The following is a 25,902-nucleotide window of genomic DNA, read 5'->3' as shown; positions in this document are numbered from 1 at the left end:
ACTCTTTACAGCCGTTTAAAAAAGAAATTTATGTGAAACAAACCTAGATAAGAACTATGGACAGACATGACAGAGATCGTTATGATCGTGATAACTATGGATCAGACTACAGCGGCTACCGGGATTACAGAGGCGATGAGCACTACCACAGCGCCCGCAACCTAACAGACCGGTTTGAGCGCGACTACCAGCGACACAGAAACGACTGGGACAGAAACGATGATCGCTACCACCCTGATCGTAGTACTTCTCACGAAGGCAACATGGGCAATGCCTATGAACGCTACAGAAGAGAAAGAGGTAGTACAAGTGGTAACACAGGCTACGGTATGTATAACCGTGACCGGAGCCGGGAATCAGAAATGAACGAACGCGATTATAACCAGACTCGCAACAGGTACAGCAACTACCAGGACGACTACCGTAGCTACCAGGACAGAGACAACGACCGAGACAGAAACCGCAGCCAGCGCGGCAGTGTTAGGCAGGGATACGGTATATCTGACTACGAAGGGACCTCGGATCGATATAACACGCTAAACAGCAACCAGAACAGGGATAACTATAGATCTGGCTCATCTAACTATGCAGGCTCCCGTTACGGTAGCGGCATGGGCGAGTCGTTCCCGCACTCGCATGGCGGCGTACCAGATTATGGCACCCGAAACTATAGCGCTAACAGGGGTACAGGTATGGGTAGCACCTACGGCGGCAGCAACTATGGCGGCGGCACCGGCTATATGAGTGGCCACCGTGGCGGCTCTTACGGCAACAGTTCGTACGGTACCTCATCGGGTAACTATGGAGGCTACGGTTCTATGGGCAGCAGCACTTACGGCGGCCGTGGTGGCGTAGGAGGAGAAACCTCACACAACACAAACAGAGGAACTTCAGAGCTAGGGGGTTTATAACCAAAGAAGCATATATACACAAACAGCCGCTGCATTTAGTAGCGGCTGTTTTGTTTTATAGTAAATAAGCTAACATTAGCTGAAGGTTATGTTGTTCTTAAAAGTATGCAGCAGCAGTAAATAAGTTGAAGTAGTTATATAGCATCAAACAAAAGGGAGCGTAGATTATGTCACCGGCTCTTTTTATTGATACATCTGTGTACAGCATCATAAATTGAATCCAAAAAACTTTAGGATGAAAATGTGCGTAACATCGCAAGACAGAGCCTATGCTTATTAAAGTAATCTCCCGGCTGCACGCTCAGCAGCATATTAGAGTACAACAACAATATGTCAGAAATCGATCTTCAGGGTGAGTCGGAGCAAAGTATAGTGGCTGCTTTACGCCAGGGCCGGCAGGAAGTGCTGGGCAAACTATATGATGCCTATGCTCCCGTTATGTTAGGTGTAATTAAAAGAATAGTAGGCGACGGCGACGTGGCAGAAGAGGTGCTAAAAGATACTTTTGTCGCCATTTGGTCCCGCATTGGAGTTTACAACTCTTCTAAAGAACGCCTACTTTCCTGGGGTTTATCCATTGCAAGAGGTCTGGCGCTGCAGGCAGTAAAAACAGATCGTTACGCGGCTATACTTAGAGCGAAAAACGGACAAGCCAAACCGGAAGATGTCTCAAATAAAAATGTAACTTTGCAGGGCAGTGCTAAAGAGAAGCAGGTTTTGGACAGCCTTACGCCGCTGGCAAGGCAGGCACTCGAACTGTTGTACCTGAAAGGAAGAACATGCGCAGAAGCTGCCGCAGAATTAAACATACCTGTAGAGCAGCTGAGAGAGACATTGAAAATGGCATTCAACAAACTAAAGGCAGAAAAATCAGAATGAACCCTATCCGCGAGTTTATCCAATCAGGGGTTTTAGAGCTGTACGTAATGGGTGCTGCAAGCCCTGAAGAAAGCCAGGAGGTTGAAAAGATGGTTGCTGCCCACCCTGAAGTAAAGCAGGAACTGGAACAGCTACAATCTGCTCTGGAGAAGTATGCGCAAGGTTATGCCGTAAAGCCGCGCAGCACTGTGAAAACACTGGTGATGGCCACCATAGATTACATGGAGCGAATGGCACAGGGAGAACTTCCATCTTCGCCGCCTATACTTACACCAAACTCTAGCATCAGCGACTATGCCACCTGGCTAAACCGCGAAGATGCCGAACTACCTGACGACGCAGCAGGAATTTTTGCCAAGATTATCGGTTATACACCTAAAGCTACTACAGCCATTATCTGGATAAAGGAAATGACAGAGCCGGAGGTACACCACGACGAATACGAACGTTTCCTGATTCTGGAAGGCACCTGCAATTTTACGGCAGGAGAGAAGGTGCAGGCTCTGAAGGCTGGAGACTTTTTCTCTGTTCCGTTGCATACACCCCATTTTGTAGAAGTAACCTCTGATATTCCTTGTAAAGCAATACTGCAGCGCCTCAGCCTTGAAAAAGAGGAAATATTTTAACTTAGGTGTTAAGCATAAAAGTTGTTCAAAATTATAAAATCTGTAGAGGGAATTAAGCCTATCACTCTAGTTTCAATTTAACAGGCTATACTTTAGTAAGCATCCTCTATCCATATTTTACGGGCCACTCCAACGCCTACTCGGTTTCCCTGGCCTCCGCTTCGTAAAAGTATAGCTACATTTTGGCCTTGCCTTAATTCATTGTAGCTGATTACACCACCTGTAAGATCAATAATCTGGGCAGTTGGCAACACCAGCACATAGGCCCTGTCGTAACGGGAACCTGGTGCAGGAGGAATACCTTCTATTTCCAGTACCACCTGACCGTCGCTGTACCTACTGGCGATTATACTTCCCCGTATATCTACCCGTTCTGGGCCCATGCTTTTGTTTTCTTCTGTTGCCGTGCCGGCAGGTGTGCTTCCGGTTTGGCAGCTGCTTAGCCACATTACACCCAGCAAGAGAATAGGTATTAGGATTTTCTGTATGTGCTTCAAAGCCATCGTCTTATTGTTTGTAATTTATAATACTAACGTACACACAGCTTTGCAGGATATAGTAGTTATACTTAACTGCTTGCATTAAAGTATACTATATGACAAGGCAAACCAATGAGACCGGACCAGGAAATACAGAAGCGAAGAGAATGGCTAAACAACCATAAAAAGCTTGTTTTCATAAAGGTGTTGCACACGCTGATCTGGGTTTTCTTTAACGTGGTTATTTTTTACCTTCTCTATGCGGTGCTGGTAAATAAGATCGATAAATGGTTATGGATTTGCCTTGGCTTCATTGTACTGGAAGGGCTTGTTTTGTTGGTTTTTAACAACATGTGTCCTGTAACGGTAGTAGCCCGCAAGTACTCAAATTCTACCCGCGATAATTTTGATATTTACCTCCCAAACTGGCTGGCCAGGTACAACAAGCAGATTTATACTACCATTGTTCTTATCAGCGTCCTTATCCTGCTTTACCGGTTGTTCATAGAAAAGGAAGTATAACTACAACCTTAGCTGCCATTGCCTGGGGAGCCTAGTGTAAGGGTGTTGCTGATGCAGAAGCCTACATAGCAGCCTTTATCTTCTACCCATCAAAGGCTGGCAAAAATTCCTACCTTTACAGCATACAAAGTGCCACCATGCCAAAGTCTAAAAAGCTCCAGAACGTTACCATCAGCCAGGTATTTAAAACTATCATCTGGCCCCGAAAGAAATACCTTACAATCGGTCTGGTGCTGATCATCATTAGCAGGCTGGCCGGTCTGGTATTACCAGGAGCAAGTAAATTTCTTATTGATGATGTGATTCCGAACGGCGACAGCACCATGCTTAAGTGGCTAATCGGAGCTGTTTTAACAGCTATTGTCATTCAGTCGGTTACTTCGTTTGCGCTAACGCAGATACTCAGCGTGGAGGCGCAGCACCTCATCTCGCAGCTGCGCGCCAAAGTACAGCGGCACATCATGCAGCTGCCCATCCGCTTCTTCGACAATACCAAGACTGGCGAACTCGTGTCGCGCATCATGACGGATGTGGAAGGTGTTCGAAATCTGGTAGGTACCGGTTTTGCTCAAATGATAGGTGGTGTGCTTACTTCGCTTATCTGCCTGGTGCTGCTCATTTACATTAGTCCGTTAATGACAGGCTTTGTGCTGATTCCGGTTGCTATTTTCGGGCTTATCTCGCTAAAGGCTTTCGGCAAGATCAGGCCCATTTTTCGGGAGCGCGGGGTGATCAACGCCGAGGTAACAGGCCGCCTGACCGAGACGCTGGGTGGTGTGCGCGTGATAAAAGGATTTAATGCGGAAGCACAGGAAATAAAGACTTTTGAAGACGGCGTTACCCGACTTTTCCTGAATGTAAAGCAAAGCCTGACTACCACCAGTATGGTAACAAGTGCGGCTACTTTGCTGCTGGGCTTTGCCTCAGCGGGCATTATGGGCATCGGCGGCTATTTGATCATGAAAGGTGATTTGACCTTTGGCGATTTCTTGGCCTTTACACTGTACCTGGGTTTTATGATCGCGCCCATACTTCAAATGAGCAACATTGGCAGCCAGTTTACCGAAGCCTTTGCCGGCCTGGATCGCACACAGGAGATATTGAACACACCCCTAGAGGATGAACATGGCACCCGTACGTTAAAGCTGGACCACATCCATGGCGATATTGTTTTCGATAAGGTGTCCTTTGCTTATGAATCAGGGAAAGACGTAGTGAAGGAAATTTCTTTCAGAGCGCCTGCCGGTTCAGTTACGGCTTTGGTGGGCACATCCGGTTCCGGTAAAACCACTATCGCTGGTTTGGCCGCCTCCTTCCTGAACCCAGACAGTGGCATTATTACCCTGGATGGCCACGACCTGCAAAGTATAAGCTTGCAAAGCTACCGCAGCAAGTTAGGCGTGGTATTGCAGGACGACTTTTTGTTTGAGGGCAGCATACGCCAGAACATCCTTTTTCCAAGACCAAACGCTACTGAGGCGCAACTGATGCAGGCAGTACAGGCAGCCCATGTGCAGGAGTTCACCGACCGTTTCCCCGATGGCCTGGACACATTGATAGGAGAGCGCGGCGTAAAACTTTCGGGTGGGCAGCGCCAGCGCATTGCCATTGCCCGGGCCATACTTGCCGACCCACGCATACTTATACTTGACGAAGCCACCTCTAACCTGGACACAGAAAGCGAGAGCCTAATACAGGCAAGCCTCAAGACCCTGATGCAGGGACGCACCACCTTTGTGATTGCCCATCGCCTCAGCACCATCCGGCAGGCCGACCAGATACTGGTGATCGAGCAGGGGCGCATCGCAGAGCAAGGCCGCCATGAAGAATTGTTGGAGCAGCAGGGGAGGTATTATCAGCTTTATACTTACCAGGCGAGGATATAGAGATAAGCTTATTGCATGATTTGCGTACTTCCTGTGTTCATGCTTTTGTAGTCAAGTATAAATCAAACTATAATTTCAATTGGTCCACCATCTGTTCTAAATATATCTGCGCTACAGCTGTTTGAGCGCGAAGGAAATAAAAAAGGCGCGAACTACGAAGGTTCGCACCTTTTTTAATGGTTTTAGCTCATGCTTACTTTTTACCTCTAACAAATTTCCAGGTGTAAACGCCTACTTTAGAGGTTGTTTTTTGGTTGTCTGGCACCTCCTCCGGGAAGCCAGCCCAAGGTCTTTCTTCTACCCAAACCATTTGATCGCCAGATAAAGTTGTGACTTTATACTTTGTAGTAACATTGTTCTGCTTTAACTCAATGTAGGTTGAGTCATTCTTATCCGGAAAGCTATAATTCCATACATCTTGATCCGAACTGCCTGGTAGCGTAACTGTCATTTTCTGCCCGTTAAAGTTAAAGTAGGCCTGTCGCTTAACAGAGTCTTCGTACATCACGGTGTCCCTGTCTGAGTAGTATACTCTTTTTATATCAGTGTTTGTCCAGTCGCCTCTCATCTCAGCGTCAATCGTTGATACAGCCGGAATTACTTCTTCTGTATCCTCGTCGTTACATGAGGTAAAGAAAAGAGAAAAGCACAATGGAATGAATATTAACTTTTTCATAAAATTTACAATTTGAATTAATAAAGGGATTTTAAGAGTAAAGTTAATATCATGCTTTTCTATAAGGGTTGTAAGTTTCTAGCTCATAAAATACGCTAGCATCAAAGTATAGTTTATTAGAAATTTAATATAATCAGTGATTTTATCAGGAAGATGGTGATATGTGATAAGTATAATCAGAAGCTAAAAGTCCGGCCATTTTGGAATTTTAGAGAGCGGAAGAGAAGAGGCTGATAAAAACAAATAGAATAATTTCCAGTTATCTATATACTTATTCCGTAAAACTTATAAGTGCCGCTAGTGATGATATATTGGTTAAGATCATGTATAGCAATGATATACATTGTTTTATTAGACTAGTGGAGCACCCACCATTGTTTTTACAAATAGGGGTACAAATACCCATGGTTATAAACTTAAACTTGTAAGCACATGAAGACTTTCTTGGTTCCAACTGATTTTTCAGATAGTTCACTTAGAGCGCTAAATCATGCCTGCCGTTTGGCAATAGAAGTTGATGCGAAGGTAATACTCTGTCATATCTATGATAAATCAGCCCTTCCTAGCTTTGGTATCGCCAGGGAGAAAGCCCACAGTGAGGAGGCCCAACAAAAGATGAGCAACTTCCTGGCTAACTCACAATGCGAAGGAGCTATGATAGAGACTGTGATGAGAGGAGGTAATGTAGTAGATGAGATAGTGAATGCTATAGATGAACTGGGGGTTTCTTTAGTGGTAATGGCAACGGCTGGAGGAAAAGGATTAAAGGAAAAGTATTTTGGTACAAGAACCGAAGCTATTGCAAAACGCGGCCTATGTTCTGTGCTGGTATTACCTGAAAATGGGCCTATTAAACCAATTGAGCACATTGTGTATGCTGCAGATTTTGAAAATGGAGATCAGGTAACTGTATTACAACTAATGCAGTTGAAAGAGCTGTTCAATGCTACTTTAACGTTTCTTCACATAAAGAGTAAAAACCAGCCAGATCTTATTGATGACGAATATGTGAAGGAAGAGCTGATAAAACAGTTTCCGCAGGCAGATATCCAATTCGTAGAAATAGCCAATGATGATGTAGTTGAAGGCATCACCCGCTTTGTTCAGGAAACAAACACCAGTTTACTTTCCTTTACTATGCTAAACAGAATTTTCCTTGAAAATATAACGCACAATAGTGTATCAGCTAAACTGCTCCGCAACCTTAACCTGCCCATGCTGGCGTTACCTGAAAACGGAAGATTACTAGATTTGCAGCGAAATGCTGATTCTGAAAGGAGAATGGACCGATAAGCTGCTAATTTGATTAAAAGGAAACATATGATTATGAGATATAAACAGTAAAAGAGCCGCCGCTACCTGATCCGTAGCGGCGGCTCTTTTACTGCTAACTATATCGACTACTGCCTCAGAAAATCTATTATGGCATTGTTCAACTCTTCTTTGTGCGTCAGGAACAAGCCATGTGGGGCATCCTTTATTTTAATATACTTGTTGTTTCGGATTTCTTTAGACGACTGTTCGCTGCTCGTTTCGATGGGTACGATATTGTCGGCATCTCCATGTATGATCAATGTGGGTACATTAACGTTCCTTAGCTCCTGCCGGAAATCAGTATTGGCCCAGGCTTTGGCAGTTTCTATAGTGGCCCGCGGCGATGCAGCCGAGGTGATGGCCCAATCATACTTTAGCTGCTCTTCGCTTACTTTCTTCTTATTGTCGCTGTAGTTGTAAAACTGTTTGCTGAACTCGGCTAGAAACGTAACGCGCTTAGTCCGGAGTGCTTCCATAATTTCATCCAGCTTGTCTTCTGGAACACCATCTGGGTTATCGTCTGTTTTTTTCACGATGGGAATGATGGAGCTGACAAGTATAGCCTTATCTATACGATCGTTGCCAAACATGCTCAGGTAACGCACCACTTCGCCGCCGCCCATCGAGAAGCCCACCAACACGCAGTGCCGCAAATCAAGTTGCTCTATCAGAGCACGCAAGTCCTGTGCCAGGGAAGTATAATCATAGTTTAACCAGGGCAGGTCAGAATCGCCAAAGCCGCGGCGATCGTAGGCGATGCATCGGAATCCGGCATCTACAATGGCTTGAACTTGATTCTCCCACATTTTGTGGCTAAGTGGCCATCCGTGTATCAGGATTACGGGCTGTCCGTCGCCGTAGTCCTGGTAGTTCAGGTAAACGTTCTCTCCGCGTTGGATGTCTTCTGTTTCAATAAATGGCATAGTTAAGTTTGTTTTGGTTTTAGATATGTGAAGTATAAACAGCCGTTATTGGCTTATACTTTTAACTGAATCCAAAATGTATTGTTTTATAAATCCTGATTAAGGATGCTGCCAGCCTGTTTTATTGTTACTAGGCTGCATATAAATAAGACATGGCCTCGAACTTTACGAGTGGCCTGGGAGGGAAGAGGTACAGATAAATTGACGGAAGCAGCAGCAATTAAAAAGCCCCTGTTTTGGCAGGGGCTTTATTTTTATTTTACCGGTACAGGTATTAACTCTCGCTCATAGTATACCAAATCCTTCTGAGAAGGATTATTGTTCACAGTACAATAGTAGATGCGTTTCAGGTATTGTCTGATGGTTAATTTTAGATCCGGATTCACTTTTGCGAACACTTCGGACCCTATAGGAAATTTGTTATCTAACATACTCTAATATACGCAGTTTAATCCGTTAGCAACGGGTTATTTATGGGTAATTAGAGAAAGGTGCCATTGGGTCAAATCAGGGGCTTATATATTTTTCCAACAACCTGATAGGTGCCTTTATGCATGCTATCTCACCATCGGCTTTCACCAGAACTAAACCGGTCCAAATTTATGAATGGGCTCGTAAGGGTGTGGCGGTTTTGGAGTGGGTTTGTCTTCTGCTGGCAAATCCCGCAGTTTTAAGAGGTTAAAGAACCCAAATCCAGCTTTAGACACTATAGGTATGATCAGGAACAAAACAGTAGTCGTAAATGGGCTAACTACTTTCATGCCTGTATCACCAATGAGCCATACTATTGGGTACAAAAGCCATTGTATAGTAAGAAACATAGCAGATCCTCTGTAAACACGGGTTATATTCTCGCCCTGCGTTTTAGCAATAGCATACAATGGATTCCAAAAAATATAAAACACCACCGCCAGGGCAATGCATCCTACAGTATACCAAAAGTACTATCTTGTTTCATCAACTGATAAATCAGCTACCAAACCAGTAAGAATCATGATGGCTTGCGTGCCCATCATGGTGCCAATTAGCCAACCTTCTTTGCGGGTAATCAACTTACCTGTAAGTGCCAGCGAAAGCAGGAGTAATGGTGTGGTAATAACCCAATCTAAGTAGCGCGCAAAATGTACCTGCTGGCCTCCAACTTCGATTGTACCCTGATTAAGCGCTAAGGCTGTGTAGGCGAGTGCAGACCATGTTACAATAAAAATATGGATAGTATACTTATAGTATGGGACGTCCTTCGGGTTTTTGCTGAGTAGGTAAAAGGCGATGCCGCTAACAAGCATGATGGCTACATAAGCCCAGTGCAGTAGTACTTCTGTTTCATTCATCGTTTTACAATTATGCCATGCATGCCCCATTAGCTTTATAAGGTGCTAAGAGCTAATCGTATAGCTTTAACTTATATTTTTGTTTAAATGTTTTGCTACAAACTATGCGTGAGACTAAATCCTATTTAAAAGTCTGACGGTTTAGATTACGTTACTTACTGCCGGTCCCTGTTCGTTTAGATAGACAACTACAACATTTAATAGTATACTTTACCAAGAGCCTGGCAAATATTTCATACCTGAACTACTGGCTAACCGTAAGTATATAGCTGTAACTTAAGCATTAAACTATGGCACAAGAATTTGACAAAGAAGAACGCGAAAAGATATATGAGGATTTTAAAGAAGCCGTTAACATGACGCCTTCTGAACTGGAGAAATGGCTGAAGACGGACGAATCGAAGGAAGTAGGGTATAAGGAGAGCGAAAACAGTGAATCGGTGGGGCACGATTCAGGAGAAAAAATTATTAAGATTTTGAATAAGAAGAAAGCTGATCTTAACGATTCAGACTATACCCACATGCGCAAAGTTGTAGGGTATGTGCACCGCCACACGGCGCAGCGTCCCTCCGGCAACATCGACGAAACACCTTGGCGCTACTCCCTCAAAAACTGGGGCCATGAGCCGAAGAAGTAACATCCAAAGTGCTGTAGGGGGTAATTTTGTTTTTTGATAGATAAACTTCCTTTAGCACAGACTTGTCATCCTACTCACTCCCTTGAAGGAGAGACAATTAGCATGTGTATTTAACCTCATTTGCTATGCTTATTTTATTTATCTACAAAGTGAAAATTACAATTGGCAGTAAAAAGTCCCCCTTTAAAGGGTAGGGGGATGATTACACCGGTCTGAAATTACACCTGCGGGAAACTGTATGAATCAGTAAACACCTATTTGAGCATCTTATGCGCAGGTACCAATTGGTGCGTAGGAGAACTCTCCACGGCTTGCTGCAACAGGGCCACATGGTCAGATCCATAGATCAATAAGATACGGTCATCAGGGCTTTCAGTAATCCGTTGAATGTTGCGGAAAATGCGAAGGTTGCGGCTAAACCAACTGGCGTTGTACCAATCTACACCAGTGTAATCATAAGGCTGTTCTTCATACTGAAAAGCCTCCCGAAAATAGTTTTCGTGACTTTTGCGAATGGCCTCTGGCTGGTTCAGCTGCTGTATAGCTTTGTAAAGGGAGCGCGGCTTTGGTCCAGACAACTTCTTCTCGGCTTCAGCGCGTGCCTGCACGGTGCTTTGCTTGTACTCCCAGAACTTCTCCATCCGCTCCTTTATATCATCGCGCACTTCAAATTCTTTGCTTCCTGGCTTTTGGTAAGCATTCAAATCACCCCAGGAATCAGTGGCGTAGACACGTTTGTGCCCCAGCTGTTTTGCGAGCCTGAACCCCAATTGGTAAGTTTCATTCAAGCCTAGCTCATAGCGGCCTTCAAGGTAAGCCTGGTAAAGCGAATCTAGTTTGGCTTGTTTCTCTGGCATGGCTTCCACGGCAATCTTAGTAGGGTTGAATTTGGCCATTTGATTAACTAAGCGCGCTATGTCGCGCTGACTCTCAGGTGATTTTATGTCCAGCTGATCAGACTTTTCAGTTTTTACCACATCTAGGTTAGGATACGCAAAGTGGAAGGTACCCAGAATCATAACCTGTGCGCGATCATCTTGCTTACTGGTTTTACCTTGTTGTGCCAGTGCAGGAGAGATGTAAGTAGTCGCCAGGAAAAGTGCTGCAAAGAATAATTTTTTCATAGTCGTTTAGGTTTGATAATGCATAGATGTAAAGCAGGGGAAAGTGGTTGCCTGAGGGTATCTCAATTTTTGTAGAAGCTAAGAATCAGCTTCTGTTTTTAGATGGGCGTATCTAAAATTGGGGAATGTGCTGCAGTTTTTGTTAGCGCATAACCAGATCAGGCCAGAAGGAATTTTATTTTCACATAATGGTTAGTTCAGAGCTATTTATTAAATAACCTGAAGCTTAAGCTGACGCAACTACAAATCTGGAGAGGCTAAGCTATAACAGCTGTTACCAATGTCGCATTTTTACAAGTCTAATTATTCAGGCAGCTTTAAATTTGTAAATAATTAAGTTTAAATTTGCATTACTATATGAAAGCCGAACTTTTTAAGCCGAGTCCAAGCCTAAACAGGTACATCGACAGCTACATGCTGGTTGATATTGACTGGCGTAATACGGAAGCAGTTTCTACTATTTGGAGGCTGATCCCGTATGGCAAAATTTCGATGCTGTTCCTGTACGGTGAGCCGCATGAGTATAGCTTGAATGGCCCAACTACCGTGATGCAACGTACAAGACAGGCTTTCATGGTGGGACAACTTACACAGCCAATCTGGCTTAAATTTTCCGGCCACACACGGCTTATCAAAATACAGTTCAAATCTTCCGGGGCGCAGCGGTTTCTGCCTTTGCACATGGAGGAGTTTAAAGATATGCCAAGCCTTGACCTTGAAGCGATCTGGGGCGGTTCTGTAAACGAACTGCTCGAGCAGATACAGGAAACACAATCGGACGAAGAGCGCATCGGCAGGCTAAACACTTTCCTGGAGAAGCGCCTGTTGCCACAACAGGATATGGTAGACTATGTAGACTACACCATACAGCAGATGAAGGCCTACAATGGCAACCTGGCCATCAAGGGACTAGAGCAGAAACTTGGCATCAGTACCCGTCAGTTGGAACGTTTGTTCCGGGCTAAAATCGGCTTGAGCCCGAAAGAGATGGGCAAGATTATCCGCTTGAATTCCGCCTTCTCCTCGTTGGAATCCGATCCGGGCATTTCGCTTACATCACTGTCTTATGAGGCAGGTTATTACGACCAATCCCACTTTTCCCGAGACTTTAAAAGTATAGCCGGTGTAAGCCCGAGCAAGCTTTTCTCTGAAAGCTCCAAAGAACTTTTCGTAACGCACGGCCAATGTTTCATGAAGCAAAAGCCTGCAGCCCTAAGCGCCTGATTGAGAACGTTAACCACCTGCAGGTGGCTTTGTGCTTTATGAGTATAGTGCTACTATATACTTTAAATAAAAATCATAAATTAATTAACAGGTCGTTTTTGTACAAGTATACTGCTGCTGCATGTGCGACCTTTGTAATGTTAATCACAACCAAAATAAAACCATGGAAACATTACAGCAAGTACCAACTACAACTATCGCCGATGCTTACAGAAACTACCAGGGCGGCTACTTTAAAGTGCTTCTTTCTCCGGAGCAAACCGGCGGAAGTATGGCACTAATAGACATAACGCTACCAAAAGGCGTTGAGCCGCCGGTGCACGTGCATACCCGCGAAGACGAAACATTTTATTTGCTTGAGGGCGAGATGACTTTTCATATCGGCGACAAAGAAGTAAAGGCTGTTGCCGGTGAAGCTGTGTTTGCACCGCGCCAGGTACCGCACCACTTTACCATAGATACGCCAGTAGCCCGCTCCCTGACACTGATCACGCCTGGCAATTTTTTAGACTACTTTCTGGAGTTCAGTTTTCCCGCAGCCGAAGAGTTAAAAATAATACACCCGCAGGGACCACCACCAGCCGAATTTATCGAGCACATGACCACGCAGCTGACCGGCAAGTATGGCGTGCTCTTTATGTAAGTATACCTGTAAACACTAACCCAATAGCAACCAACATGAAGCAACCCGTCCTTTTCAAAGATCCCTACCTGAGCGTGCAAGCCTATGCGGGACCAACGGACGGAAGTGTGTCAACGGTAAGCGCGTTGTTGCGAAGTGCCAGCTATACCATACTGTTGGACCAAGCGGCTACCGAAGTGCTGGTAGGGTACCTCCGGGTAATCAGGGCCTACTATAACTTAGATGGCCGGCCAAAGCAGCAAATACAGATTCTATACAGGCAGCTTGTAGCACAGCTTGCGAATGCGTTGCAAGGCAGCAGCAGAAGCACCGCTACAGTTGCTGATATAACACAGCTTATACAGCGGCTGGGCTGCATGCACGACTGGGCCAGGCAACAGCAAAACGCACAGCTAAGCTATAAGTCTACTTAGGCTCAGTTAGAAACTTATTCAAAGTATAAATTGATCTAATACCCATTACCGATGCGACAGCAATGGGCTGGAACACCTGTGCCTTTAACTTATGAGTGAACCACTCAGCTGTCATTTCGAACTCGGTAAGAAGTCTAAATAGAACATGTGCAATGGAATTCTAAAAAGGTATCTCCTTTTGATGAGATGACAGCGCCTACTTGGGGTAGCGGCAATTTGGAGCACCTGGGTTGGTAACACAAGCGAGGTCATACTTTACGGATAAAACCAAATTTAAACAACCTGCCGCTGGAATAGCTGGCAACATTTTAAAGATAAATGTAATGCGCAGCTTACATTAAACCCTGCGCCTTTAACCATTAATAATTTAAAACTCAAACAAAATAAACCTATGAAAAAAGTAATTTTATCTGCGTGCGTTCTTTTCAGTGCTTTTTGCTTTACAAGCTGCGAAGAAGAAGAAGTTGACAAAAGCACTTTTGCGCTTCAAGAGAGCAGCTCTGTTGTAAAATGGAAAGGCTACAGTCCGGGCCTGTTTCACGATGGCTCTTTCCAGGTGCAGAGCCAGGATATCCAAGTTGAAGATGGGAAGGTAAGTGCCGGCACCTTCACCATTCCGATCGCGACCATCGAGAACTTTGATTTACCTGCAGAAGTAAAGCCGGTGCTGCTAGAGCACCTCAAGAGCCCTGACTTTTTTAACCTGGCACTGCATCCTGCAGCTACTTTCAAGATCACGGAGGTGCAGCCCCTTTCCAATACAACGGAGGGAGCCAACTACACCGTAACTGGTAACTTTACCATGTTGGGGCAGACACACCCTATCACGTTTCCGGCTAAGATAAAACTTGCAGGTAGCAACCTGGAGCTGGATGCAAACTTTAAGCTGAACAGAACTAAATGGGGTATGACCTACGCCGCCGATCCTGAGCTAGGAGAGCACCACATTTTGCCAGAGGTAGACATCACGTTTGACCTGACGGCACATAAGAGGTAGTTCGCTTAGTGCAAAGTATAACCATCTGTTTTCTAAAGGGGCACCTGCTACAGGTAGCCCCTTCAGGTTTTATAAGGTATAGTAGGAGTGAAGTGCCGATAAAAACTGATGGTGCTTCCTGTTCTTTAGGTAAAGTGCTTAGTACAAGAAAGGCACGAGCTACTAACTCGTGCCTAAAATATAAATAGCATACTGGCTGCACACCGGCCGGTGCTAGCTTTGTTCTAAGGCTAGAAACAGTGTCGGCATAATATGACTAAACTTTACCTTTCGGCTCATTTTAAAAAGATTTGTATATTTTTCTGGTATGCCTGATTGGATTATCCTTGCGTACAGTCGCATTATACAGATAGTCTAGAAATGCCTGGTGGTTGCGATCTGTAGCGGTTTGAGAGGTAACAGACACAAGTTTGAAAGCCAAGGAAGAATTACCTGCTAGCGTTTTACTTTTAAGATTTTCTAAAAGAGCTTTTGGATTAAAACTGTTGTCCGCCGGAGAAGAATAAACTTCCCAGCTAGCTTTTAAATTAGCATCTGTAGAAGACCACCAGGTGTTGTAAATGCTAGGCTTATCTGCTTCGAATGCAATCTGGAAGTCGTCAAATGCTGACTTATTTACAGTAAAATCAGCTTTCCCTAAGAAGTTAATTTCGGTAGGTATAGTACTTATCCCATTAAAGCTATAGATATGCCAGTTCTTATCTGCATCGTGGTACTGCATATTGAAATCAAATAGGTCGAATCCTGTAGGGGGGTGCTGCAGGTCGTATTCTTCAGTTGGGCCATTGAATGCACTAAAAAGCATCATCTTGTAAGTTGATACGCCGTCATTTGCATAACCATATAAATATGACCTTAGGTTTGTGATACCGGCAGGTTTGTTGTTATACTTTGTTTTGATCGTATTCTTAGCTTCAGAAAAATCTATACTTTTTTGAGCTGTTGTGACATCGCTTAAAATATACTTACCATACTTAGGAAGTAAGAGGTAAGCCTGGTCGGTTGGTAATAACCTGTTAAAATCTACTGTTAGAGTACTACCAGACCATGAGGTACTCCAGCTTCCCAACTCCCTTGCCATAAACAGGAAGTTGCTATCGTATGAAGGTAAATTTGTATAGGTAACACGCGTTTTCTCCCTTTGCTTTGTTGTAGCTGTGCCAAAATTGTTAATGTGCCAGTTGTTAGGATTTACCTTTGCATAAGTTTTTATGTTGTTCATCAGAGTAGTAGGGTCTACTGTGATAGTGGTAATGTCAAATTCCGTGTCTGCAGATTTCACGCTCAACTTATGGTTCTCATGCGATGCGACCAGGGTATCCAGTAGTACTTTTCCATCTCTCTGAGATACGATCAGTTCATAATCAGCTACTTTGGGAGATGTATCGAGCCTAAAATTAAATTCAGACACTTTCAACATTGGTTCAGGTGAGTTTTCTTTGTCACAACTGAATAAGGCACTGATAGCAAGAATACCAAAAAGTAAATTTTTCCGCATGAGCAGGTAGGTTTTGAATGGAATATTAAGTTTATTTTATATAAAGTAAATCAATTATTTTTAAAAGATGTAATTTTTGTGTGCTATGTTATAGACTTATGTATCTGCCGTTACACATGATTATTATTGACTGATTGCTACTCATATGAAAGGACTCTTTATTTGCTTGGTTTCATTGTTTATTTCTGTTCCTGCACTAACTCAAAAGCTTACACTGCGAAACCTGCTTAAACTAAGGCAAATGGAGGTGCCTGAAATTGACAGAAAGCTGACACAAAAAGGGTGGGAGTTTATATCTGACAGTAAACCAACTGACGGAGTTATGGGAAAAGCTGTTTGGGCATATAATCCGAATTTAACAAGGGAGGGAACTATGGCATGGTGTGTATTATACTACAGCAATAACAGCCCCTCACGTATTTTATATAATGTTAGTCCGGATAAAGCGATTCAAAGAATCCAGGAGAAATTCAGGCTGTGCAAAATGCGGCCCATCTCCGAAGGAAATAAGTTAGAAGGAGTAGAGCAACTGGAGTACTATGCCGATTATCCCGATCCCAGGTACATGTTTCGGTTACTAAAGTATAAGCAGGTTGGTTACAGCGGGATTAAGATCTTTGAAAAGGCAGATTATGAAATAGCCAGATCGAATGGTCGCCTTTGAGAAGTTTTGTAAAGGCTTTTATGATGACGTTTATCATCTGCGCTTTTAAACATGCATCCACTAGCTTAAAGCCCGTGCCAGCGGGGGCCAAGTATAGATTGTTCTTTAGAGCAAGCTTGTAAGTAATGCTGAAGTGAGTTTGCAGCTCATGATGCTACACTGTCAGGAGGTGTAGCATTTAGAAAAATCAAAAAGCATAAGCCTGGGGCAGCGTGTATATCATCATTAGATGAAGTAAAGTATAGGTTAAATAGCTTGAACCTTACAAATGCTGAAGACGCTGATATAGCATCAGACATGTATCATGGCAGCCTTTTGGAGCCATTCTTCCTTCTGAACGCGCTTCATCAGCCAATAGCCGATGCCGATGAAGAAAAGACTCATGGCCGTGACAACGGCAAGCGTAAGTACAATAGTGCTCGTTGTAGGGGTTGGCGTAAGTACCTCTACCTCATTCAAGTCACCGGCCCCGTTTGTGAAGTCTATCAGAAAGTGAAGAAAGATCGGCACTAAAATATTTCTGGATCTAAGCAAAAGGCACGCAAATAAAAATCCTATGCCGATGGCAAAAATGACGGTGTTTGTAACATCCCAAATGCTTTCAGGATTTCTGATTAATGCTACGGCATGCACGGCACCAAAAAGCAAAGAAGAAAACCAAACAGCTTTTAAGATGGATTTATTTTTACCTGCAAAGTATAAGATCAATAGTGGGAGGATGATTCCCCTGAAAAGCAGTTCTTCTAAAACCCCAACGAGGGTTTGCGCTAAACCAAAAAAAAAGAGTATAAAAGGCTCAGCTTTAAAATAGATTTCATAGCTGGAGTAAGCCAACAATAGGATAACTATAACAGGGAGAAGTAACAGCAATAACGGATTGCGCAAATCGAAAGGGTATAGGCCATTAAAGGCAAGTAGTCTCTTTTTAACAATGAAAACACTCAGGCAGATAATGATAAGAAACCTTATTAAAGAACCTGCCATCAAACTAGCAACCAAAGGTCTTTCTATAAAGGTAAGCAATTCCGCTTCCAGTGGTACTCTGAACCATAAAGCTATGAGCGTTAAAAAGACAAGAGAAAGCGAATAGATAAGAATTTTTGTTTTAGAGGTTTCGGCCTGGCTAATCTCTATCATCTCTTGCTGATTGATCATAGTGCTATTTCTTTGATTGCTTGATGTATGGTGATAAACTTAGCTGAAAGTAAGATTCGCTTCAGAGGATTCATAATGAATTAGCTTAAATGCCTTTATATATCGACATATAATTAGCACCTATGTTTTTTGAAGGTAAGCAGGCTCTTTTCTTCTATCAACTTATTTAGCCAGAGCAGCAGTAAGAAGTAAACAGGTTGGCCCGATGTTGTTTCCAGCCAGTAGGCTTATAGTTTATACCGCTGCTTGCTGATCAATACACTCCGTTTTAATCATAAGGATTCTGCCAATAAGGTTTCTGTTAATGCGGACTTGTAACTCGTAGTGTAACTTTTGCTGAAGGTATAATTTGCATGGGCAAGGAGCAGCTACGACATGCAATACCACGACAGAAATTAATTCATTTAGCTTCAGCGAGGTTTATACCACAAGGTTTAATCTGAAATATTGATTTTGATCAAGGTTAAGATATCCGAGACTTCCCACCTTTGTCCTATAAACTTAAATCCACAAATTATGAAAAAGAAAAGACTCGTAAACCTGGCCTCAAAAGGCTTTATCCTACTTTCAGCGCTAAGCCTACTGTCTGTAAGCGTAATGGCTTTTGCCAACCCGCAGGCCGTGATGGACCTGGTAAATGTGCAGTTAAACAACACCGATGCTTTCAGCTCTATTAGGGGCGTATATGGTGGCGTGGGGATGACGCTCTTTATTAGCCTGATGTACCTGATGCTGCGCGATACGCAAAAAGGCCTGCTGTTTTTGTGCCTGCTGTGGGGCTTGTACGCCGTATCACGTACCATTACTATTTTCTCAGAAGGAGCTCTTGGAGATTTCGGAAACCAATGGCTGGTGACAGAGTCGGTGTTCTTTCTGTTTGCCTTTGTGCTGGCGATAGCCAACAGAAAACCAGCGGCTACCCTATAGGCGCATGACACAAAGGTTGTTCGTCAGTTCGTTCCATCAACATCAGCATCCTTTGTGTTCTTGCCAGTTTGTGTTCGGCAATACGTAATCATCCCTTTTAAGTCCCTGATTTCGACACTAATTTGGGAGGGACAGGGGATGATTACTCCTGCTTAAATTCCTACTTGGGGTAGGGGGATGACTTACACCTGCGAACACTCTATACCCACAAAAAATCACCTACAAACTTACACAAGCAAAGACCTCCTGCTATCAAGACAAAGCCGTTGCAGCCTGGGTCGTTTCTCCCCTTCTTCTTAGCCCCAATAAAAGCCTGACAATAAGTAACAGCGCCTCAACAAGTACCAGCAGAGCCAGAAGGGGTTCGGCAAAGGGTATTATTCTCCCGAGCGTCAGAACTGTCATCGTTACAAAGGGCAAGGTAAGCAGCAGCACATCGAGCTTATGCTGTACACCCTTGTAGATAATAGTTAAGGCAAAGCTCGCGAAGGCCAGTACGGCAAACAGATTAGTGAGCACCAAATTATAGGATGCAGCTGCCATCGTAAGAAAGCTAAAGCCCAGGCTCAGCCAGCTAAATACATTCTGACCGATCTGATCTATTCTTGTCGGTTTGATTTTGAAAGTAGTATTGAGCTGCAGTAAAAAACTGAATTTGGGGTACTCCCTAACCAACAGGAAAAGGTTCAGCAGCAGCAGGACAGCATTAATGAATGGTGTTCCCGCCCATTGCTGCGAAACTGTTACAGCAAGTATGGCTATGTTCATGGGCACCAGCATAACGGCACCCAATAAACTAAACCGTTGCGAGAGCAGCAGCGCACCACACACCACCTGGCTCACCGCCACCACCTCCGCAAACAGGCTCAGACCATACGCTGCCAGCCGTTCCTCCAGCCAGGGCGGTCCTATTATCTGCCCAAAGTTGCCGTGGGTAAGTTTGCAGATACCGGCAGAGAGAAAAATATAGCCTAAAAAAATCCGGGTTAGAAGCGTGAGCAGGTCTTTGTTCTTCAGCATAGTTTTATAGTGTTGGTAGCGTGTGAGTTTTTAGTAATGGCAAAACAAGCATTTCTGCCTGCACCTAAAAAAATATTATACCAACTCCCGGATGACCACTGCTAACATAAGCTGAATCAGGTGATTAAAAGGTATAGCTCCTGCCACTACCGCAAAAGTATACCTGTTGTATCGGCATCCCTTAAAGCAGCTTCGTTTAAATAACAGACGTTGCGGAGATCGGCCCCGTGAAGGCTTGTATTTTTAAGGTTTATACCCCGCAGGTTTGCTCCTTTCAGGTCAGCATTATCCAGTACAGCGTCTTCTAAGTCGGACCTACTAAAATGGAGAATGTAAGTTTGGCCTTTGTGAGATCGGCATTAAATAGCTTCATGCCCCACATGTCAGCCAGCGACAGGTCGGCATCTCTTAGCTTGGCCCCGTTCAGATCGGTACTGTCCAGTTTGGCAAACTGGAAGGTAGCACCGCTTAAGTCTGCGGTATGAAAAAAAGCGTGGCTTAATCTGGCTACGTTTAAGTTGGTTCTTCGCAGGCTGGCTCCGCTTACGTAAGCACCACGGAAGTTAGCGAAGCTCAGGTCGGCCCGGTCTAGTTTAGTATTTCGGAGCCAGGCATCAGAAAGGTCGGAGTTGGCTAATTTAGCGGAGGTTAAATTGGCGCAGTCCAGCATGGCTTTGTTCAGTCGGAGTTGGTAAGGGTGGTTTGGCTCAGGTTCGGCTATGCAAGCTCTGCGTTCGAAAAGTCTGCTCCGTATAAATTTACCCCTTGCAGGTCTGTTCCTTTCAAGAAGCCAAACTCCTCGTACAGGCTCCGAAGATCAACGCCCTCCTGGTGTAGGTAAAACAGGATAAATATTTAGTAAGAGTAAAATTTTTAAAGGGCTGAAGCATCATCAGCCCTTCTTCTATTATAGCCGGACAGGTACAGCTTCTCATTGGTAGCATGAAGTTTAAGTAACATAATGTAAGTATCAGAGTAGTAATATGTTATAAGTGTTTCGTCTAGTGGCAGTTAACTGACTCTCATCAATACATTGTTCCGCAAAGCTACAGTTGTAGATGAAATTCATGAGATGTAATGTAGAATTTTCACTATATAAACTTTAAGATATGAGAAAGGATATTTATCTCAACAAAAGCCTGAAGCCAGCAATAGTGTGTATTTGGGTAGTAGCAGCGGCGTTTACGATCTCATCCTGTGAGAAGGGTACTCTTGAAGAAGTAGCTCCACTTAGTAGCACTAGCACAAACGAAGCCCAGGGACTACAGGAGAACGGGGCTGTTATACCTGGTAAATACATTGTGGTATTTAAAGATGATGCTGATTTTGGCCTGAGTAGCTCAGACAACTATGAAAGACGACAGGCAAAAATGAGAGCAGCCAGCCAGGCACTGCTTAGGGGCAAAGGTATAGCTTCAGACAAGATCGATCGTGTTTTTGGAACAGCCATTAAGGGTATGGCAGTAGGTCTTTCCATCGCTGAGTTACAGCAACTGCGTCGAGATCCACGTGTAGCTTATATTGAGCAGGACAGAGTAATTAAGCTTGCGCCTCCAGCGGGTAAAGGCCCTAAAGACGGCGGAAGTGAGAGTACGCAGGATGTTCCATGGGGTATCCAGAGAGTAGGAGGACCCGGAAACGGAGCCGGCAAAACTGCATGGGTTCTTGATTCAGGAATTGATCTGGATCATCCGGATCTGAATGTAGATGTTACAAGAAGCATGTCTGTATTTACATCAGACCCTGATCTTACACCCGATGACAAGAATGGCCACGGTACCCATGTGGCAGGAACTATAGCTGCAAAAAACAATAATGTGGGTGTGGTTGGTGTGGCTGCAGATGCTACTGTAGTAGCCGTTAAGGTACTGGATTACACCGGCAGCGGCACTTATTCCGGCGTTACTGCCGGTGTAGATTATGTAGCTGCTAACGGGGCTAGTGGTGATGTGGCAAACATGAGTTTGGGCGGACCTCCTAATCAGGCATTTGAAGATGCGGTGTTAGCAGCTTCTGCAATTGTTAAGTTTACCATTTCTGCCGGTAATGACGGCGAAGACGCTAACAATTATTCTCCGGCTCGAGTAAATGGTCCGAATATTTTTACAATATCTGCTATTAATAGCAATGACTGGCTAGTTAGCTGGTCTAACTGGGGTAATCCACCTATAGATTATGCCGCCCCAGGTTATCAAGTCTTGTCGTCTTGGAATGACGGAGGCTATAGAGTCATTAGCGGCACTTCTATGGCAGCGCCACATGTAGCAGGTTTGCTACTGCTAGGCGAATTAGGTTTTAATTGTTATGCACTAGGTGACCCAGACGGTAATCCTGATCCAATTGCTTATCGCGGTGACAAGAAGTGTAACAGTAATGGTAAAGGTAACAGGTGGTAACACCTCCATGATACCGTTGAGTTGATAAAGTTAAGCTTGCCTGAACTTATAAGCCTGGGATCTTTTAAGGCAGAGCATTAAATTGAGGGTGGGCGGAAATTTAATAGCATAGGGAGTTAAAGGCAGCGCTTCACAGCTCGATGGGTTTTTTGTGCTGCTGCCAGAATTGCCGGTGCCTCACCGAAATCTGTGGGGCCAAAGACCTCGCGGTGTCCGAAGGTCCCGCGAGCGTCTGATGTGATGTAGCAAAAGTCTATACTACCAGACGCTCGCAGGAGCTGCGCATGCTGCGAGGTCTTAGCATCCACTACTGCCGGCTGTATGGCAAAGTACTCCTCCCGCGTGAGCACATCATTCCAGTACACCACCGCAAAGCTTACAAAGTATAGCCCTTCCTTGTTATGAAAATTATACTTCCTGCTCATGTAAGGCTTGTACTTTAATACCAGCGCCAGCGGGAGCTAAAAGCTATAACAAGATGGTGCAGGTAGATAGAAAATACTTCATACTATCCACATATAACTGCTGCTAATTCAGTCGGTTACACAAAATATAAATCTCAAATAATTAACGCAACCGAATAGTTGCACGTATATTAGCAAGCAAACGGTTGCATATTTTAACTGAGGTATGAGAAGAGACGTTTTTCAGGCGATAGCAGACCCTACCCGAAGAGCCATTATTGGGTTAATTGCTTTGCAGGCCATGACGCCGAATGCGATAGCCGAACATTTTGACACCAGCAGGCAGGCTGTTTCAAAGCACTTGCAGATACTTGTAGAATGCCAGCTAGTAAAACAGGAACAGCAGGGGCGCGAAATTTACTACCAGCTGGAGGTTGCTAAAATGAAAGAAATAGACAAATGGCTGGAACAGTTCAGGAAGATCTGGGAAGACCGTTTTAACCAACTCGACACGATATTCTCTAACATAAAACAAAATAAACCATGAAACACGACCTTGCATTCGAGTTCTCCGTGAACAAGGAAAACAAAACGATCACCGTTAAAAGAGAGTTTGCAGCAGAGCTCCCGCTTGTGTGGGATGCTTACACAAAAAGCGAGATACTGGACCAGTGGTGGGCGCCTAAACCCTGGAAAGCCCGCACCAAAACCATGGATTTCAGGGAAGGTGGCCACTGGCACTATGCCATGGTTGGCCCGGAAGGTGAAGAGCACTGGGCCTTGGCTACTTACAAGACCATTGATCCTAAAAGGCGTTTTACTGCGCTTGATGGCTTTGCAGATGCGGAAGGCGTAGTGAACACAGAAATGCCGCAATCAGATTGGGAGGTAAGCTTTACACCCATACAGGAGCTTACCTTAGTAGAGAACCTGATCACATTCGATGACCTGGCACAGCTCGAAACCACCATCCAGATGGGCTTTAAAGAAGGCCTGACAGCGGCCATGGAAAATCTCGATCAATTATTAGCTGCTCAGAAACAGGAGGCATAAGGTCTGTAAGCTGCAGAAAAGAGATACATATTTAATAGCATAAATAAAAGTGGGGCTGGTGCATAACCTTATAGCCCCGCTTTTATAGTTTATACTACTCATGAGTCGCCTGCTAGTGCGAGCTTACAGCTCGTACTGTTACTACAGCTGAAGGTATAGCTGCGTGGAAAAGAAAAAGTCACAAGCTGCAAATTCGCGCCAGCGGAGCAGAAGCTTAGGCAAAATAGTTTATATTATATCAAACAAATTTAATATTAGTAGCTATTTTCGTAAAACGGAATTAGAATTAATTAAAATGAACGAATCAAAACCTTCAATACAAGACTTTTCTGTGATTAATACACATGTTGAAAAACATGTTAAGGATTATGACTTGAAAGATAATTCAAACGGATTCTACTTCTTAGCCTTGAGTTTATTGTTCGACTTGCAAGATGACGAAATTAAAGATTCAATAACTGATAGTCATTTTATAAGCGTTACAAATAAAGGAAAAGGAAAGGATAGAGGAATAGATGCTATTTATATTGATGAATCAAGTGATAAAGGTAGAGCAGACATTCATATCTTTAACTTTAAATATGCGGGAACATTTGATAAAACTAAATCAAACTTTCCTTCCTCTGAAATAGATAAAATTGTAGGTTTTATCAATGATTTACTATCACAGGATGAAGCCTTAGAAGAGACAGTTAATCCAATATTATTTTCAAAAGTTGAGGAAATCTGGCAATTATTTCAGAGACAAAATCCAAACTTCCATATCCATTTGTGCTCAAACCATTATATAGGTTTAGAACAGCAAGAAAAGAAGAGGTTTGAAAATGCAATAAATTTGCACTCTAACTTCACTATTTACGAGCATAAAATGCAGGATTTTGTCAACAAACTCACGAAAAAAGGAAAGTTAGTCATCAATGCAAAACTACGAGCAGTAAATAAAAATTTCTTTGAGAAATCTGATGGAGACATAAGAGCGCTTATTGTTAATGTAGATGTTAGAGATCTACTTAGAATTGTTTTAGACAATGAAGAAATTAGGTCTAAAGCGGATTTAGAAGATTATAATGATTTGAAAAATTACCCTATACAGGAAGATGCATTTGAGGATAATGTAAGGGTATATTTGAAGCAACGGTCCAAAATTAATAGAAATATCAAACAAACTGCACTTTCGGATGAAAGACATAGGTTGTTTTATTTTAACAATGGTATAACTATAACATGTGACAATTTCTATTATCAAAAAAGCCAGCGTTCTCCAATTATAGAAATTGAAAATATTCAAGTCGTTAATGGTTCACAAACAATTCATGCATTATATGATGCTTTTGAGTCAGAACCTGATAATTTCGATGATTTAGATATTTTATGTAGAATTTATCAGACTAACAATACGGAGCTTAGCACTAAGATTGCTGAATATACTAATAGCCAAAATCCTGTTAATAGTCGAGATATACGCTCAATTGATTATGTTCAACAAAAGCTGGAGCAAGAACTAAAAGCCCTAGGGTATTTTTATGAGCGTAAGAAAAATCAGTATTACGATCAACCAAAGAACAATAGGTTAGACTCTGAGAAAGCAGGACAAGTTCTGATGGCTTTCTATAATAAAATGCCATCAGAAGCTAAAAACCAGAAAAAGATAATATTTGCTGAAAAATATGATGATGTATTTAATGATGATATAAACGCCGAAAAACTTTTAATCCCATACAAGCTTTTTGAAAGAATTGAAAAAATTAAAGCTGAGAAAAAAGAAACTTTAATAGAAGGTATAGATGAATTTGAGAAAAGTTCATATATATCTTATTCTTCTTATTGGGTATTATATTTTATTGGCGAACTATCAAGACTTAAAGAAATAGATTTCAAACTAAAGAATTTAGAGAGTATCTGGAATTTAAGTACAAAAGCATATGAGCTTATTGAGGATTTAATACGACAAGAACGCGAATTCTTGAAAGGTAGAAACGAAACTTATTCTCACTCACAATTCTTTAAGTATGGTAAACCCAAAAAGTACTTCGAAGACCTTAAAGTTGATGAGGTAAAGAAAAAGTATCTAATCTAATCTTTTTGAAAGATACATATTTATAAATAGCTCAGACCAAATATCTTGAATAATACATTAACAAAGAACACTAAAGCACAATGCCGTAGTGTTCTTTGTTGGTAAAAGAATATGAGATAAAT

The 25,902-nt window shown here is 43.1% G+C and carries 28 protein-coding genes and 1 pseudogene; 17 read left to right on the top strand and 12 right to left on the bottom strand.

The window, feature by feature from the left end; genetic code table 11:
• Positions 1-56 precede the first annotated feature (56 nt).
• The 3 genes from H8S84_RS03810 to H8S84_RS03800 all read left to right on the top strand — a co-directional run bounded on the left by H8S84_RS03810 (position 57) and on the right by H8S84_RS03800 (position 2,416).
• On the top strand, positions 57-911 hold the full coding sequence (locus tag H8S84_RS03810) for a hypothetical protein (RefSeq protein ID WP_187065928.1): 855 nt from the start codon (positions 57-59) through the stop codon (positions 909-911).
• A 330-nt stretch (positions 912-1,241) separates the two neighbouring features.
• Complete coding sequence (locus H8S84_RS03805; protein ID WP_187065927.1) at positions 1,242-1,790, top strand: RNA polymerase sigma factor; 549 nt, start codon at positions 1,242-1,244, stop codon at positions 1,788-1,790.
• Positions 1,787-2,416 carry a cupin domain-containing protein gene (locus H8S84_RS03800; RefSeq protein WP_187065926.1) on the top strand — a complete coding sequence of 210 codons (630 nt, stop codon included), beginning with the start codon at positions 1,787-1,789 and terminating at the stop codon, positions 2,414-2,416. The genes H8S84_RS03805 and H8S84_RS03800 overlap by 4 nt, the downstream gene beginning before the upstream one ends.
• Before the next feature lie 92 nt (positions 2,417-2,508).
• Here the strand turns inward: H8S84_RS03800 and H8S84_RS03795 are convergent, their stop codons facing one another.
• Positions 2,509-2,919, bottom strand: coding sequence for a hypothetical protein (locus H8S84_RS03795; RefSeq protein WP_187065925.1), 411 nt, complete (start codon positions 2,917-2,919; stop codon positions 2,509-2,511).
• A 108-nt stretch (positions 2,920-3,027) separates the two neighbouring features.
• Here H8S84_RS03795 and H8S84_RS03790 point away from each other — a divergent pair, with 108 nt between their 5' ends.
• Positions 3,028-3,417 (top strand): hypothetical protein, encoded by a 390-nt coding sequence (locus tag H8S84_RS03790; protein WP_187065924.1) that lies wholly within the window; start codon positions 3,028-3,030, stop codon positions 3,415-3,417.
• Between the two features lie 137 nt (positions 3,418-3,554).
• Entirely contained in the window at positions 3,555-5,303 is a 1,749-nt protein-coding gene (locus tag H8S84_RS03785) for an ABC transporter ATP-binding protein (protein ID WP_187065923.1), read from the top strand.
• Positions 5,304-5,496: 193 nt separating this feature from the next.
• Here the strand turns inward: H8S84_RS03785 and H8S84_RS03780 are convergent, their stop codons facing one another.
• Positions 5,497-5,979 carry a hypothetical protein gene (locus H8S84_RS03780; RefSeq protein WP_187065922.1) on the bottom strand — a complete coding sequence of 161 codons (483 nt, stop codon included), beginning with the start codon at positions 5,977-5,979 and terminating at the stop codon, positions 5,497-5,499.
• A 432-nt stretch (positions 5,980-6,411) separates the two neighbouring features.
• Between H8S84_RS03780 and H8S84_RS03775 the strand changes: the two genes are divergently transcribed.
• Positions 6,412-7,272 carry a universal stress protein gene (locus tag H8S84_RS03775; protein ID WP_187065921.1) on the top strand — a complete coding sequence of 287 codons (861 nt, stop codon included), beginning with the start codon at positions 6,412-6,414 and terminating at the stop codon, positions 7,270-7,272.
• Between the two features lie 107 nt (positions 7,273-7,379).
• On the opposite strand, the gene H8S84_RS03770 is transcribed toward H8S84_RS03775, so the two are convergent.
• Both H8S84_RS03770 and H8S84_RS20065 read right to left on the bottom strand, forming a co-directional pair.
• On the bottom strand, positions 7,380-8,216 hold the full coding sequence (locus H8S84_RS03770; RefSeq protein WP_187065920.1) for an alpha/beta fold hydrolase: 837 nt from the start codon (positions 8,214-8,216) through the stop codon (positions 7,380-7,382).
• A 584-nt stretch (positions 8,217-8,800) separates the two neighbouring features.
• Positions 8,801-9,547: pseudogene (locus H8S84_RS20065) on the bottom strand (bacteriorhodopsin).
• A gap of 290 nt (positions 9,548-9,837) precedes the next feature.
• Here H8S84_RS20065 and H8S84_RS03755 point away from each other — a divergent pair.
• A complete protein-coding gene (locus H8S84_RS03755) occupies positions 9,838-10,185 on the top strand; it encodes a DUF3140 domain-containing protein (protein WP_187065917.1) in 348 nt (115 codons plus the stop codon).
• A 254-nt stretch (positions 10,186-10,439) separates the two neighbouring features.
• Here the strand turns inward: H8S84_RS03755 and H8S84_RS03750 are convergent, their stop codons facing one another.
• Positions 10,440-11,309 carry a DUF5694 domain-containing protein gene (locus H8S84_RS03750; RefSeq protein ID WP_187065916.1) on the bottom strand — a complete coding sequence of 290 codons (870 nt, stop codon included), beginning with the start codon at positions 11,307-11,309 and terminating at the stop codon, positions 10,440-10,442.
• Positions 11,310-11,666: 357 nt separating this feature from the next.
• Between H8S84_RS03750 and H8S84_RS03745 the strand changes: the two genes are divergently transcribed.
• From H8S84_RS03745 to H8S84_RS03730, 4 genes are all read left to right on the top strand, one after another.
• Positions 11,667-12,533 (top strand): AraC family transcriptional regulator, encoded by an 867-nt coding sequence (locus tag H8S84_RS03745; RefSeq protein WP_187065915.1) that lies wholly within the window; start codon positions 11,667-11,669, stop codon positions 12,531-12,533.
• A gap of 163 nt (positions 12,534-12,696) precedes the next feature.
• Positions 12,697-13,176, top strand: coding sequence for a cupin domain-containing protein (locus tag H8S84_RS03740; RefSeq protein WP_187065914.1), 480 nt, complete (start codon positions 12,697-12,699; stop codon positions 13,174-13,176).
• 35 nt (positions 13,177-13,211) lie between these two features.
• On the top strand, positions 13,212-13,589 hold the full coding sequence (locus H8S84_RS03735; RefSeq protein ID WP_187065913.1) for a hypothetical protein: 378 nt from the start codon (positions 13,212-13,214) through the stop codon (positions 13,587-13,589).
• Positions 13,590-13,980: 391 nt separating this feature from the next.
• Positions 13,981-14,586, top strand: coding sequence for a YceI family protein (locus H8S84_RS03730; protein WP_187065912.1), 606 nt, complete (start codon positions 13,981-13,983; stop codon positions 14,584-14,586).
• Between the two features lie 280 nt (positions 14,587-14,866).
• Here the strand turns inward: H8S84_RS03730 and H8S84_RS03725 are convergent, their stop codons facing one another.
• A complete protein-coding gene (locus H8S84_RS03725; RefSeq protein ID WP_187065911.1) occupies positions 14,867-16,084 on the bottom strand; it encodes a hypothetical protein in 1,218 nt (405 codons plus the stop codon).
• A gap of 145 nt (positions 16,085-16,229) precedes the next feature.
• Between H8S84_RS03725 and H8S84_RS03720 the strand changes: the two genes are divergently transcribed.
• On the top strand, positions 16,230-16,748 hold the full coding sequence (locus tag H8S84_RS03720; RefSeq protein ID WP_187065910.1) for a hypothetical protein: 519 nt from the start codon (positions 16,230-16,232) through the stop codon (positions 16,746-16,748).
• A 291-nt stretch (positions 16,749-17,039) separates the two neighbouring features.
• On the opposite strand, the gene H8S84_RS03715 is transcribed toward H8S84_RS03720, so the two are convergent.
• Positions 17,040-17,903 (bottom strand): CPBP family intramembrane glutamic endopeptidase, encoded by an 864-nt coding sequence (locus H8S84_RS03715; protein ID WP_187065909.1) that lies wholly within the window; start codon positions 17,901-17,903, stop codon positions 17,040-17,042.
• A gap of 516 nt (positions 17,904-18,419) precedes the next feature.
• On the opposite strand from H8S84_RS03715, the gene H8S84_RS03710 reads away from it, so the two are divergent.
• A complete protein-coding gene (locus H8S84_RS03710) occupies positions 18,420-18,830 on the top strand; it encodes a DUF4345 family protein (protein ID WP_187065908.1) in 411 nt (136 codons plus the stop codon).
• Between the two features lie 252 nt (positions 18,831-19,082).
• Here the strand turns inward: H8S84_RS03710 and H8S84_RS03705 are convergent, their stop codons facing one another.
• The 4 genes from H8S84_RS03705 to H8S84_RS20345 form a co-directional block, all read right to left on the bottom strand.
• Entirely contained in the window at positions 19,083-19,850 is a 768-nt protein-coding gene (locus H8S84_RS03705) for a DoxX family protein (RefSeq protein ID WP_187065907.1), read from the bottom strand.
• A gap of 146 nt (positions 19,851-19,996) precedes the next feature.
• Positions 19,997-20,113: a pentapeptide repeat-containing protein gene (locus tag H8S84_RS20350; RefSeq protein WP_394367994.1), complete on the bottom strand. Its 117-nt coding sequence runs from the start codon at positions 20,111-20,113 to the stop codon at positions 19,997-19,999.
• Between the two features lie 41 nt (positions 20,114-20,154).
• Positions 20,155-20,520 carry a pentapeptide repeat-containing protein gene (locus H8S84_RS03695; protein WP_187066662.1) on the bottom strand — a complete coding sequence of 122 codons (366 nt, stop codon included), beginning with the start codon at positions 20,518-20,520 and terminating at the stop codon, positions 20,155-20,157.
• Positions 20,521-20,567: 47 nt separating this feature from the next.
• Positions 20,568-20,636, bottom strand: coding sequence for a pentapeptide repeat-containing protein (locus H8S84_RS20345; RefSeq protein ID WP_394367993.1), 69 nt, complete (start codon positions 20,634-20,636; stop codon positions 20,568-20,570).
• Between the two features lie 323 nt (positions 20,637-20,959).
• Here H8S84_RS20345 and H8S84_RS03685 point away from each other — a divergent pair, with 323 nt between their 5' ends.
• Complete coding sequence (locus tag H8S84_RS03685; protein WP_187065906.1) at positions 20,960-22,246, top strand: S8 family serine peptidase; 1,287 nt, start codon at positions 20,960-20,962, stop codon at positions 22,244-22,246.
• Positions 22,247-22,362: 116 nt separating this feature from the next.
• On the opposite strand, the gene H8S84_RS19965 is transcribed toward H8S84_RS03685, so the two are convergent.
• Positions 22,363-22,671 (bottom strand): hypothetical protein, encoded by a 309-nt coding sequence (locus H8S84_RS19965; RefSeq protein WP_222621566.1) that lies wholly within the window; start codon positions 22,669-22,671, stop codon positions 22,363-22,365.
• Positions 22,672-22,876: 205 nt separating this feature from the next.
• On the opposite strand from H8S84_RS19965, the gene H8S84_RS03675 reads away from it, so the two are divergent.
• The 3 genes from H8S84_RS03675 to H8S84_RS20290 all read left to right on the top strand — a co-directional run bounded on the left by H8S84_RS03675 (position 22,877) and on the right by H8S84_RS20290 (position 25,780).
• On the top strand, positions 22,877-23,197 hold the full coding sequence (locus H8S84_RS03675) for an ArsR/SmtB family transcription factor (protein ID WP_187065905.1): 321 nt from the start codon (positions 22,877-22,879) through the stop codon (positions 23,195-23,197).
• Positions 23,194-23,703 carry an SRPBCC family protein gene (locus tag H8S84_RS03670; RefSeq protein WP_187065904.1) on the top strand — a complete coding sequence of 170 codons (510 nt, stop codon included), beginning with the start codon at positions 23,194-23,196 and terminating at the stop codon, positions 23,701-23,703. Before H8S84_RS03675 ends, H8S84_RS03670 begins: the two co-directional genes overlap by 4 nt.
• Positions 23,704-23,866: 163 nt before the next feature.
• The gene (locus H8S84_RS20290) at positions 23,867-25,780 is read left to right on the top strand and encodes an AIPR family protein (protein ID WP_187065903.1); all 1,914 of its coding nucleotides are present in this window, start codon (positions 23,867-23,869) and stop codon (positions 25,778-25,780) included.
• Positions 25,781-25,902: the final 122 nt, after the last annotated feature.

Source organism: Pontibacter cellulosilyticus (assembly GCF_014306105.1).
Classification (GTDB): Bacteria; Bacteroidota; Bacteroidia; order Cytophagales; family Hymenobacteraceae; genus Pontibacter; species Pontibacter cellulosilyticus.
This window is presented reverse-complemented; position numbering and strand designations above follow the sequence as displayed.